General features: G+C 56.7%; 10 protein-coding genes and 1 pseudogene. 6 read left to right on the top strand and 5 right to left on the bottom strand.

Annotated features, from left to right (window positions below; all coding sequences use genetic code 11):
- The coding region (locus AC221Y_RS13600; protein WP_486707525.1) for a phasin family protein at nt 1–292 on the top strand (292 nt) is incomplete at its 5' end.
- A gap of 221 nt (nt 293–513) precedes the next feature.
- Nucleotides 514–948 (top strand): hypothetical protein, encoded by a 435-nt coding sequence (locus AC221Y_RS13595; protein ID WP_486707524.1) that lies wholly within the window; start codon nt 514–516, stop codon nt 946–948.
- Between the two features lie 179 nt (nt 949–1,127).
- Here AC221Y_RS13595 and AC221Y_RS13590 read toward each other — a convergent pair whose 3' ends face one another.
- Entirely contained in the window at nt 1,128–1,847 is a 720-nt protein-coding gene (locus AC221Y_RS13590; RefSeq protein WP_486707523.1) for a 3'-5' exonuclease, read from the bottom strand.
- 483 nt (nt 1,848–2,330) lie between these two features.
- On the opposite strand from AC221Y_RS13590, the gene AC221Y_RS13585 reads away from it, so the two are divergent.
- Entirely contained in the window at nt 2,331–3,539 is a 1,209-nt protein-coding gene (locus AC221Y_RS13585; RefSeq protein ID WP_486707522.1) for a DUF3179 domain-containing (seleno)protein, read from the top strand.
- Nucleotides 3,540–3,742: 203 nt separating this feature from the next.
- Here AC221Y_RS13585 and AC221Y_RS13580 read toward each other — a convergent pair whose 3' ends face one another.
- The 3 genes from AC221Y_RS13580 to AC221Y_RS13570 all read right to left on the bottom strand — a co-directional run bounded on the left by AC221Y_RS13580 (nt 3,743) and on the right by AC221Y_RS13570 (nt 8,234).
- Entirely contained in the window at nt 3,743–4,759 is a 1,017-nt protein-coding gene (locus AC221Y_RS13580) for an integrase core domain-containing protein (protein WP_486707521.1), read from the bottom strand.
- A gap of 29 nt (nt 4,760–4,788) precedes the next feature.
- Nucleotides 4,789–6,600 carry an NAD(P)-binding domain-containing protein gene (locus tag AC221Y_RS13575; protein ID WP_486707520.1) on the bottom strand — a complete coding sequence of 604 codons (1,812 nt, stop codon included), beginning with the start codon at nt 6,598–6,600 and terminating at the stop codon, nt 4,789–4,791.
- Between the two features lie 332 nt (nt 6,601–6,932).
- Nucleotides 6,933–8,234, bottom strand: a complete 1,302-nt coding sequence (locus tag AC221Y_RS13570; protein ID WP_486707519.1) for a carbohydrate porin — start codon at nt 8,232–8,234, stop codon at nt 6,933–6,935.
- Between the two features lie 953 nt (nt 8,235–9,187).
- Between AC221Y_RS13570 and AC221Y_RS13565 the strand changes: the two genes are divergently transcribed.
- The gene (locus AC221Y_RS13565) at nt 9,188–9,451 is read left to right on the top strand and encodes a DUF4167 domain-containing protein (RefSeq protein ID WP_486707518.1); all 264 of its coding nucleotides are present in this window, start codon (nt 9,188–9,190) and stop codon (nt 9,449–9,451) included.
- 15 nt (nt 9,452–9,466) lie between these two features.
- On the opposite strand, the gene AC221Y_RS13560 is transcribed toward AC221Y_RS13565, so the two are convergent.
- Entirely contained in the window at nt 9,467–9,643 is a 177-nt protein-coding gene (locus AC221Y_RS13560; protein WP_486707517.1) for a P-II family nitrogen regulator, read from the bottom strand.
- Nucleotides 9,644–9,877: 234 nt separating this feature from the next.
- Between AC221Y_RS13560 and AC221Y_RS13555 the strand changes: the two genes are divergently transcribed.
- Both AC221Y_RS13555 and AC221Y_RS13550 read left to right on the top strand, forming a co-directional pair.
- On the top strand, nt 9,878–10,771 hold the full coding sequence (locus AC221Y_RS13555; RefSeq protein WP_486707516.1) for a DMT family transporter: 894 nt from the start codon (nt 9,878–9,880) through the stop codon (nt 10,769–10,771).
- A 19-nt stretch (nt 10,772–10,790) separates the two neighbouring features.
- A pseudogene (locus AC221Y_RS13550) lies at nt 10,791–11,518 on the top strand (hypothetical protein); the annotation flags it as partial.

Genomic DNA, 11,518 nt, shown 5'->3' with positions numbered 1-11,518 from the left:
GTTTCAGAAGGCCGGCAAGGATAGCTTTGAAGCCGTAGCCCGCTCTTACGGCGACGCAAACAAGGGCTTCCAGGCGATTGTCTCCGAGTACACGAATTATTCGAAGAAGGCGTTTGAGGACGGCGCTCGCACGCTTGAGCAACTCGTCGGTGCAAAGTCGGTCGAGCAAGCAATCGAAGTCCAGTCTCAGTACGTCAAAACGGCTTACGAGGCCCACGTTGCCGAGATGACGAAGCTCGGTGAGATGTATACCAGCCTGGTGCAGAGTGCGTTCAAGCCTCTGGCTCGCTAAGAACGTCTCCTAAGTACTTCGCGTTTAGGGATCGAAGGTCCGGGGCTCTGCCTCGGGCCTTTTTTGTGACCGCACCTGTTGCGCCGTTGTGCTTCCCCCAGGGGGGCGGTGGGGGCCCATGATCATGGTAGGGGACCCTATGGTTTTCTTGCATCTTAGGTTCAAAGGTCAGCAGGCGGACGATTGTTGTGAGAAGTTTGAATGATTGAGGAGGGTGCGTCTTGGCAATATCGAAAGGCGACGTGATTTCATTGATGAATGAGTTTCACGACACGGTCATGTTCAAGAAGGGGACGGCGGAAGATCAAGCGGCGTTCTTCCTGCATCCCGAGCCGCGTATCTTTATCCCTCACGGCGAGGACCTCTCACTTCAGACCAACTATGAAATTCACCAGAAGCTGACTGACGAGCGGCACATCGTGCTTGAGCCGTTCAACATCACGCCGCTATGCGACGACCCTGAGCGCGCCCACGCGGTAGGCGCCGTCTATTGGGAGGGCCGCCCTGTCGGATCGCCTGATGGCGGCCTGATCAAGTGCATCGTCGGCGAGGACTGGATTGTCCAGCGCATCTCGTCGGGCGAGCTTAAGATCGCGCTATACATCAATTCCTATCATCGCTTCTTGCCTGACTCCGCGCCAATCGACCTCAAGTGAGCGCTTGCGGCGGTGTGCTTCCCCGGGCCCCCTATGGGACCCAGCAGTACGAGATAGGGGGGTCCCATCTCCCACGCTAGTTGCCAGAGTGTTGCGGTGTTGCAGTTAGAGAGGGGCGTCATAGTCCGGCCATCCACTCTGAGGTTTGGGCCACAAGCTGGGGCCTTGGCAGGTCTATCTCATTGGGGCCGCTGCGGGTTCGCTTTACGGAGTTCGAGGAACTCATTTAGATGAAGTTCGCATTGCTCATATTTTGACTGGCTGAGTCTCCCGCGAAATAGCTCATGGCGCAGCCAGACTTCGTAAGTGTTGACCACGTCGCTCTCGCAATAAGCGGCAATCTCTTGAATTTTGCCATCACGGAAATAGCTCTCGACCTCACTTCCGGCAATGCCATCGGGTTTCCCCGGCAAACCCATCACTCTGCAAATCTCATGCAGCGTTGCTCGGCACTGAGGATTAAACGACGCAAGCACGTCGCAGAGATCGAGCGCATCTTCGGTGTATCTGTTGAAGTACGGTCGCGCTGACAGTCCGGAAGCAGACACCTCGTTGACCATCGCACGATAGCGGAGAACGGGGAGATCGAAGCCGCTTCCGTTGAACGTCACAAGTTGCGGTTTCAACTCATCAATCCTGCTGACAAACGCCGATATCAACTCCTTCTCGGTTCTGTCACCGACGTGTGGCGCGCCGAGTGCTTCTACATTCCAGTGGCTTCCCTTGTCACTTGCGACGAGGGCCCCGATGCAGACGATTGAGTGGTAGATGTGCTTCGGAAACTTGTTGCCGACCGCTCCGCGTATTTCGTCGTCGGTCTTACCGTCGAGCCCATTCGCTCGGGCAAAACCCCCGAGATCAGGAACGGTCTCAATGTCCCAGACAATTACAGACGCCACTTAGGTTCACCAATAACCTGAATCTTAAACGGGCCGTATTAGGATACCGCAGAGACTCGCTCCTGTCGCGTGTGTGTGGAGGAGGCACTTTCGAGATAACACCGCCGCCGCCAACTCTCCCTTGCGACATGAGAGGATAAGCGGCAATTAGACGTGCGACTGGTTTTCGGGCCGCGCCGTTGTGCTTCCCCCAAGGGGCTATGGGACCCAGAGGTAGCCGTTAGGGGGGTTCCCATATCCCACGCTAGTCACCCGCCAACGTTGCGGTGTTGCGGCCAGGGAGGGCCCCTCCCGCAATGTCTGCTTTACCCCCGATAGCGGACGTGAGGTGAGCCCGCCTAAAAAGTCCGCTAAGTGCCATTAGCGGAAGTCACAATTGGCCGCAGCATTGCTGAAAAGCTGTAGACTTCATGCGCCTCCGTGGCTGCGGTATATTTCCGCTCTCCGTAGCAACATTATGAGAACTCGAGCCGACGAACGCACATGCTGACTGAAGGGCTCTTTTGGCTAGGTTTTATCGCCTCAGCAGTGATCGGGTTTCTATATTTCCGCGACCTTGGCGACATCACGCAGATGGTCCTCAAGGTTAGGCGAGAAAACATGGTCCGCTTCATCCGCAATGAGTACCGCCTGCTGGGCCTAGGCATCGCCGGATTGATTCTGATGATTGTTATGCATCTCGTGTTCGGCGCTAGCTCGCCATGGGTGTTCTGGCCCGCCGCTATCATCACCATAGTACTTCTCGGCTTTCCATGGGTTTGGATCCACGTTGGGATGCGCAATCAGCAGCGTAGTGCCCGCTACTACAGCATCGACGAGGCCGAAGAATTTGTAAGCCCACATTCGAGTGTGGTCGCTATTGAGAATGACGGCGTTGCACGCGCGTATCCGGACACACAGATCATGCGGCCACATTTGGCGGGAGACGAAGAAGGCCTTGCCGGTGAAGACGTGGTCATGACTTACTGCAACATGTCAAACCTTGGCATTGGATATAAGCCTATAGTGGAAGGTCAAGCTTGTGCGCTCGAGACACTCGCACAACACGGCAACAACTTAATCCTTCGCGACAACCGAACAGGCGATCCAATTCAACAAATTTACGGTCGCGTGGAGCGAAGGGACGGCTCGGAACCTGCTATGGAGCCATGGCCAACCTTTCGAATGACTTTTCGTGGGTTCAGGAAGGCTTATCCAAACGGCCGAATTTTTCTAAACAGGCCATCCTCGAATCCAGTCTTGCGCATAATCGACTTGGCAACGGAAGCCATCTTCGCCTTTATGATGGCAAGACAGCATCAAGAATCGCGGCCTGTTGTGGACAACATGACCCGGCAGGACTCTCGATTACCAAACAAAACCTATGTCTGGGGTATCAATGTCGGTGACGATGCCGTTTGCTGGACGGACGATTTCGTCATTGAGCACGACGGGCCGGTCAACGCGGTTGTTGGCGGCCTAGGTGTAGTGGTCGCGTGGCATCAACAGTATGAAAGCCTTGGCGTGTGGTGGAACGATACCGGGGCGCCTGTAGCTCGGATTGACTTTTGGGGTGAGAGCGAACACCGCAAGCTTCCGCGTGCCGAGGCGCTTAAGGCCGGACTTTTCTGGCATGTTTGGGCAGAATTTTTCCCGCATACCGACATCAATCGTAACGGCAATCCACCTGCAAAGATAGAGAGCGCAGCGTAATGCGCTTCTCGATGCAGGAATAGATTGCCAATTGCCCTGTGGCGTCGGCTCATTTTCACCTAGCAGGCGCTAAGACACCCGCCGCGGACTCACCGTCAAATGGGGTTTTGGCTTAGGTGGCGGACGTCCGCACTTCAGCCCCGATACGCTCCGCGAGAAAATTGTACAGCCACGCGAGGATTCCACCTGTGTGTACCAAAAACCTAAACCCGGACGTAGTGGTGATGAAGTCCGCCAAGGATCGCGTGTGAACGAATGTCTCCGGTGCGGTGAACGAGGCGAGAGGCCGGCGTATCTTTCTCCAATGACCGGTGCGTTCGGATGTTGTTGTAATAGCGGGCATAGACTCGCAGGATTCGGCGCAGATGCGCCTCACCCAAGACGACGAAATGATCCACGCACTCGCGCCGGATCGATCCGATCAGCCGTTCGGCAAAGCCGTTCTGCCAAGGCGAGGCTGGTGCAATAGGTTTGTCCCGGATGCCCATGTTGCGCAATCGGCGCATAACGATGGCACCGTAAATCCGATCACGATCGCGAACGAGGTGTTGTGGGGCATCGTTCCAAGGAAATGCCTCCGTTATTTGACGCGCAATCCATTCGGCCGTCGGATTTGTCGTGACGTTGATCCAAACGAGATCTCTGCGGTCTAGCCGAACGATGACGAAGGCATAGAGCAGGTTGAAGCCAATGGTCGGGACAACGAACAGATCCATGGCGGCAATGTCCGGCGCGTGATTACGCAGAAAGGTGCGCCATCCCTGGCTTGGCGGCCTCCGTCGCTTCACCATGTACTTGGCGACGCTCGACTGTGCGACCTCAAACCCGAGCTTGAGCAGTTCTCCGTGGATGCGTGGCGCTCCCCAGAGCGGGTTCTCAATGCTCATCCGCCGGATCAACGCACGGAGGTCAGATTCGATCTGCGGCCGCCCTCCCCTTGAGCGCGACTTCCATCGCCAGTAGCAGCGAAAGCCGGCCCGATGCCAACGCACCAGCGTCTCGGGACGGATGATCGTTAGAACCTGCAGGGTCGACGGAAACAATCGATACAGCTGGACCAAGAACCAGCGATCGTTGTTCGTGAGCTGGATCCGGCCCTGCATCTTACGCCGCAAAACGATCAACTGATGCCGAAGTGCCGCGCTCTCTGCTTCAAGCCGGCTCTTCGACTTGAATGGCGAGGCCAAGACGGCCAGGACGAAGCAGAGCAGTGCAAGCATTATGCACTGACGTTAGGCGATTCCTTCAGCTAATCAAATGCGGATGGGGTTTTCGGTACACACAGCACCTCGGCCAAGCCGTAGACCGGTGTTGGGAGGCCGACCTGCCGTGCCTTTAACTGGAGCGACAAAAACTGGGAGTAATGGCGCGACTGGTGCAGGTTGCCACCGTGGAACCAAAGCGCCTCTTGCTGGGTGGGCTTCCACATGTTGCGGAGCTCGCCCTCCCAAGGACCCGGATCCTTGGAGGTGTCCGACCCGAGCCCCCAGCACTTACCGACCTTGTTAGCCACGTCCTGACTGATCAGCTTAGCTGCCCAGCCATTCATAGAACCGTAACCGGTGGCAAAGACGACCACGTCAGCCGGAATCTCCTCACCATCCACGACGATTCCGGTCTCGCTGAAACGCTCAGCCTGACCGTGCTTGAGCTTGATATCGCCATTGGCCACCAGCTCCGATGCACCGACATCGATGTAGTAGCCCGACCCGCGGCGCAGGTACTTCATGAATAGACCGGTATCGTCTGCACCAAAATCAAGTTGGAAACCCGCCTTCTCAAGTCGCGCATAGAAGTCACAATCGCGCTCGCGGGTTTCGTCGCATTGTGGCTTCTGCATCTCCGGTAGCACCTTGTAAGGTATTGACGCAAAGATGAGGTCTGCCATATCGGTTGTGATACCCTTCGCTACGGCCTCCTCCGAATAAAGGGCGCCGAGCGCCAGTTCCATCAGCGTGTCCGACTTGACGACATGCGTCGAACTCCGCTGAATCATGGTTACATCGATCCCTGCCTCCCAGAGGGCGGCACAAATATCGTGCGACGAGTTGTTCGACCCGACCACGACGGCCTTTTTGCCAACGTACTCATCCGGTCCTGGATGTTGTGACGAATGATGCCACTCACCCTTGAATACGTCCTTGCCCGGCAGGTCGGGAACGTTCGGAACGCCGGACATGCCGGTCGCCAGCACCAGATGCTTCGGCTTCAGAACAACCTGCTCACCGTCCCGTTCGACAGTCACCGTCCACTCGCCCGCCACCTCGTCATAACTTGCTGATTCCGCGATCGATTTGGTCCAGTAGTTGAGCTCCATGATCTTGGTGTAGCTCTCGAGCCAGTCGCCAATTTTATCCTTTGGGCTGAACACCGGCCAATGATCCGGGAAGGGTAGATACGGGAGATGATCGTACCAGACCGGGTCATGCAGGCAGAGCGACTTGTATCTGTTGCGCCAACTGTCGCCTGGGCGTTCATTCTTTTCGATTATGATGGTCGGTACATCGAGGAGCCGGAGACGTGCGCCGAGCGCGATACCGCCTTGGCCACCGCCGATGATCACTACATAGGGTTGCTCTTTATAGCCAAGTTCGGCAGCCTCGCGTGCTCGGCGTTCGCTATATGTCTCGCGGTCTCGGAAAGCACCATGGGAGACCCCAGCGTCACGGGTCGGGCCTTTGTGTTCCTCATGTCCTTTAATCTGCTGTGCCGTCGTGAGGAGCGTCCAACAGCCGTCATCCTTTAGGCGGACATGGCCCTTTCCGATGACGGCGTCGGTCTCGAAGTTGAGCCAAGCTTCTGTGACGCCGTCCGCCTCCGTCGCCTCACCTGCGATCTGCCAGTTGGTCGGGTTGGTTTTCGCCAAGGTCGCAATGGCCATCTGGCCAATCGCTTCGCGACCCTCCATGGTCTTGATGTTCCAGGTGAAGGCAACAAGGTCACGCCAATAGCAGTCATCGCCGAAGAGTGCTTTCAGAGCGTCGGTATCTTGCTCTTCCAGAGCGCTCGAAAATTTTGCCAACCACGTTGAGACTCGGCCAGCTGGTGCTGTCACGTCCATTATGTCCTCCCACTTGTCTTGTGATTTGTACCCGACTGCTTCTTCTTACGACTGAAGTCGCAAACAATGTCGCAGGACATTGCGGTAGGCAACCTGCGAGCGCTGAGTCATTGGCGGCCGTTGAGCTTTGTAATGTCGGGACCACGAGGCTCGATATCCTCACCGCAGCGACTCATCCCCACAGAAGGTCTCAGCATCTCAACGCGTTGGACGTCCCTCTCCCTAACTTGGCGAGCAGGGAGAACCCAGCTCATAGCAGGGAGGCTAGCAGAGCCGACGAGGTTTTGGGTGCACACACCCACTCGGCTGAGGAAAAAGGCATACAGCGGCCGTCAAAATTTGATCGTTGTTCGCGCGCCTACTACGGTGGCGTTTCCCAGAGGCATCTTGCCCGACGCATTTGGCAAACCAGCTCCGGGTTGCCAGATGTACTGTAAGTCCGGTTGAAGCGTCCAACTTGGGGCGAGTTGGATCGTGTAGCAGATTTCAAACAGAGCCTCGTAGTCGTCTGTTCCTAGCATCACCGCGTCCAAGTCCGCGGTATCGAGCTCATCGGAAATGCCCGTGTAGGCGAAGCCGATAGCGAGAGTGTCCTCTGGACGGTTCGGGATCATGCCCAAGAGGGAAACGCCGCCGTCTGCGTAGAAGTCGATAACGTTCCGGTCTGAAGGCATACCCACGACGCGTCCAAAGAGCTTTACGCCCTTTGGTTGCTCACTCCCCGGCGCGCGCCAAATAAACTGCTCAATGATACCGTACAGGCCAAAGTTGTCATCCACGCGGCGGGATGTTCCGGTGGAGGCGACATCCTGAAGCTCGAATTTGCCGAAGTGGTTAAAGACACCGATCTTGATCGTGCCAGCGAGCCCATCCTTACTGTGTTGATAGTCGCCCTCAATCATCAAGAGCGGCGGGTCGTCGAGCCGGAAGTCCAACCCATTGCTATTGCAGAGCTGCGGATTGCCCTTGCAGTTGGGCCCAGCAGGATCGCCGTTGTAAACGCCCACCTGAAGCGTGAGTTGATCATTCGGGGTTACCACAAGGTGTGCCCCCGGCGTGGCGAGAGGATAAGCGGGTCCACCACTGGGCAGATTGAGAGCCATGATCGAGGGCCAACCCCATGTTCCATTCAGAAACACACCGCCACCCAGAACATAGGTCGCGTCTGCTGCGAGTTGCCCCAGCTTGATGGCAAGCCGGTCGTCAAACAGGCGCTGTTGTAACCAAAGCTCGAATTGGCGCGTTGCGGGCGTGGCTTCCAGATCGCTCACTGGCATCAGGCTGCCAACGGCGTCAGCCGTGATACTTTGACCGTGAATCTGAAGCCCGTTGGTATGAAAGCAAAGCCCTCTCCAAAAGCCGAGTCTGTGCATGTCGACATACATGGCGAGGTGCAGAAGGCCATCATAATAGGAGCCCTGCTTAAGGCCCCCGGCTGTATTGGAGAACGCCTCTGCGTAATAAACACCCGCAACGGAGATGCCGGACTCTTCCAGGGCTGCGCGTGAAGTCAGGGGCCCGGCTGAACGCGGGCCAAGGTTCGAACGTAGGGTATCCGCCAGAAATTCTGGGTCTGGAACACGACAATCCGCTTTGGCACTCCCCGCTAATAGGGGGAGACCGGTAACGAGCATTAAAGCAAATACAGCTCCACGAAAAAATTGCCCCAAGCAAGACATGGATCCGCTCTTCCAAACTGCCATTTATTAACAAAATAGCATGCTTTGAACGCACCGCTTAAGCAGTTTCATCCTACCCAGACCATGAGGCTCAAGCTCTCTAACGGAGTGCTGGACATGTTCCGCTATGTCCGCTTGGGGTCATGAAAATAGCCTGTCGAGAGAAAGAGCTAGGAGACCCCTACTCAATTTTGCGACTCATATCTCTCGGGTTCCGCTTCCGCAGAACGAAGCCAATTCGTGGCCGATTTCTGGGCCTATTCGGGGGTGTTTGATAGGCTCTCACCAAGAGCCAAAAGGCCCGCGATTAGGTGGCCTTGCTAGTAGTCTGAGACCGACTTATCTCTCCCGGTTTCACCGCTCAGGTTGAAATAACCTGTCCAGATCCCCGTCTAATTGTCGTTAGCTCCCGCAACTGCGCGCGTGGCTATGGCGCTGAACGATGGCGGTCTGTCCCAAGACAATCTCTAGAAATTCAGCTTCGATCACGCGGTGTGGTGTCCATGCCAAGTGGTTGGTCTACCGTCGCAGGATGAGCGGGCCGTCGACCCCGGCCAGAAGCACGGGACCCATCGCCACATATTGGCTTGCAGCAACCAGCTAACCCGTGCCGCCAACGAAGGGCGGGCCATATCACAATGCTTGATTTTAAACCGACTCAAACAGAGTCTCGCGACGAGGATGCGGGGCTCGACACCCAGCCCAAGTACGAAACCAAGATCAGAAAATGCCTGATGTGCGGAACGCAGATTCCGAGCGAATGGGCAGGCGAGCGCATTTGCCGCAAATGCAGGACCTCCTCGACATGGCGCCGTGGCTGATCCAGCTGCTTCGTCCGCGAGCGTCGCGATTGTCGCCCGAACAAATCTCAATCGTTGCACAACACCATTAGAGCGAAGCCAGAGAAAATGGCATCACAGAAATCACGCCAGCTCAAAACAGGACCTGTCCGGTCGGGGCTTGGAACATCACGATCTCCTGGCCACCCGAAGTCGCACAGCTCAGTGGTCAAACGCACACGCCCCAACAGCTCCGCCCATCCCAAGACCAGCTTCGATCGCTATCTAGCGTTGGCCCGTGCCGCGGCGGCCTCCGGGGATGCTGTCGAGTCCGAGTATTATCTCCAACATGCCGATCATTACTTTCGGCTGTTGAAGTCAAAAACGGCCTGAGAATAAGCGACCAAGTCAGATGCGAAGAAGTCCGGATGAGATTTTCGGTACACACAGCGTGTCAGCGCCCATCTCCCCGGTCCGCACGCGCATCGCGCCTTCGAGCGGCATCACGAACACCTTGCCGTCGCCGGTCCGCCCCGTGCGCGCCGCCTCGGGCGAACTGTTCAAATAGCGGAAGGGATTGCGCATAGCCGGAGGCTAAGAAACCTCGTCAGGTGCCTCAAGCCAGTTTAGTCTGACAATGCCGGCACCATGATTTGAGCAGGTCAGCGGCGAAGCTTCCGAGCGCATGCAGGACTGCAAACCTCGCTGTCAATCATGAAATGATTCTGTCTTACGATGCGAATCCGGCCTGGATGGAATTTTCGGAAAGGACAAAGCTAATTGTCGAGGACTAAAAGCCACACAGCACGGTTGACCGCTATGGCGACATTCGACACAAAGACGTACAAAGACAATATCGTCCTTGGTGCTACAGCGGCGATTCTGGCTTTCGCCAGTCTCGCCGTGATGAGTGCGCTCGTTAAAGAAGCCTCGCAAGGTACGTCAGTCGAGGTTGTCGTCTTCTTTCAGAATCTTGTCTGTCTGATCTTCGTCGCACCGGTCGTAATCAGCTATGGCTGGGGAGAGATCAAGACGGCGAGGATTGGTATCCATGTGTTGCGCGCGGTGACCGGCACCGGCGCCTGGCTCGGGCTCTTCTTCGCCATCACGCTGATGCCGCTGACCAACGCGGTGCTGATCACCTATTCGGCGCCGATCTGGATCCCGCTGATCGCCTGGATGCTGCACGGCCGCAAGGTCGGGAGGGCGGTCTGGGCTGGCGTCATATTGGGTTTTATGGGAATCGTCATGGTGCTGCATCCGTCCAACGCGGCGCTCACCTGGGGCGCACCCTTAGCGCTCGGCGCGGCCTTTCTACTCGCCCTGGCGTTGCTGTCGGTACGCTGGCTGTGCGAGACCGAGCCCAATCTCCGAATCCTTTTTTACTATTTCCTGCTGTCGACAGCACTCATTCTACCCTTTGCGCTCTTTTTTTGGCAGACGCCAGAGCCTTGGACCTGGATCTATCTCGCCGGCATCGGGCTTTGTCTGCTCGCCTCCCAGGTCCTCCTCATCGTCGCGTACAGATACGCCTCGGCGGTGACGCTGGCGCCGATCATCTATTCGGTTATCGTCTTTACCGCTCTGATCGACTGGGCGGTCTGGCACCAGGTGCCGTCGTTGATGGAAGTCGGTGGCATGGCGCTTGTCATCCTGGGCGGCGTCATTGCCATGAAGGTCGGCTCCAAGTGCGAGGAAGGCGAAGTCGATTGACGCTGATGTGGGGGCCATCGTGCGGCTGTTCCTGGCCTTAGTCATGACAATCAAGTTGGCGACCCCAGCGCTCGCCCAACAGCTCGGTGAGCTGGTGGAGCAAGATGGTTCGTATGCTGAGCCCTGGTTCGTGGATCCAACGGACATTACACGGAACCCCGATGACATCACAAACCGGTTGGAGAAGGAGGCGAAGCGCAAGGATACGCTGCTACGCACGCCGGGCCTCGATCGGATGATGCTCCCCTGGACCGAGTTTAAGGATCAGCTCTTCGATGACCACGGGCTCGGCTTTGGCATTTTCTATACCACGCTCTACCAGAGGGCTGATGCCGGTCTGGTTGATGCCGAAGGCAAGTCCGGTCCGGACGAAGCGTCGGGCGGCATTTTAGGTATTGCTGGCACTTGGGAGCTCTTTGGACGCAGCACCCAACATCCGGGAAGCTTGGGCTTCAGATTACAGGGCCGCCACCGCATGAGTGCGATCCCTCCGCAAAGCCTGGGCCCAGACATCGGCTCATTGTGGCTCACGGGAACCCTCTTTAATGAGTTCGATATGTCCCTGATCGAACTCTACTGGGACCAGCACATTGTCAAAGATCGGCTCGCCTTTCGGTTCGGCAAGACTGTACCGTTCGTGATCCACGATTACTTCAAATACAAGAGTCCGGTATCTGGCTTCCAGGACTCAAACCTGACGTTCAATAACTCTATCTCCTGGGTTGGCTTCGGGCTCGGGGCTGTTGG

The sequence above is a fragment of the Boseongicola sp. genome (genome assembly GCF_057460485.1).
The sequence above is the reverse complement of the archived record's forward strand: the minus strand, read 5'-3'. Positions and strand labels throughout refer to the sequence as shown.

Coding starts and splice junctions, on each gene's coding strand:
- AC221Y_RS13585 (WP_486707522.1), top strand. CDS start 2,331: ATGCTGACTGAAGGGCTCTTTTGGCTAGGTTTTATCGCCTCAGCAGTG.
- AC221Y_RS13580 (WP_486707521.1), bottom strand. CDS start 4,759: ATGCTTGCACTGCTCTGCTTCGTCCTGGCCGTCTTGGCCTCGCCATTC.
- AC221Y_RS13575 (WP_486707520.1), bottom strand. CDS start 6,600: ATGGACGTGACAGCACCAGCTGGCCGAGTCTCAACGTGGTTGGCAAAA.
- AC221Y_RS13570 (WP_486707519.1), bottom strand. CDS start 8,234: ATGCTCGTTACCGGTCTCCCCCTATTAGCGGGGAGTGCCAAAGCGGAT.
- AC221Y_RS13565 (WP_486707518.1), top strand. CDS start 9,188: ATGGCATCACAGAAATCACGCCAGCTCAAAACAGGACCTGTCCGGTCG.
- AC221Y_RS13560 (WP_486707517.1), bottom strand. CDS start 9,643: ATGCGCAATCCCTTCCGCTATTTGAACAGTTCGCCCGAGGCGGCGCGC.
- AC221Y_RS13555 (WP_486707516.1), top strand. CDS start 9,878: ATGGCGACATTCGACACAAAGACGTACAAAGACAATATCGTCCTTGGT.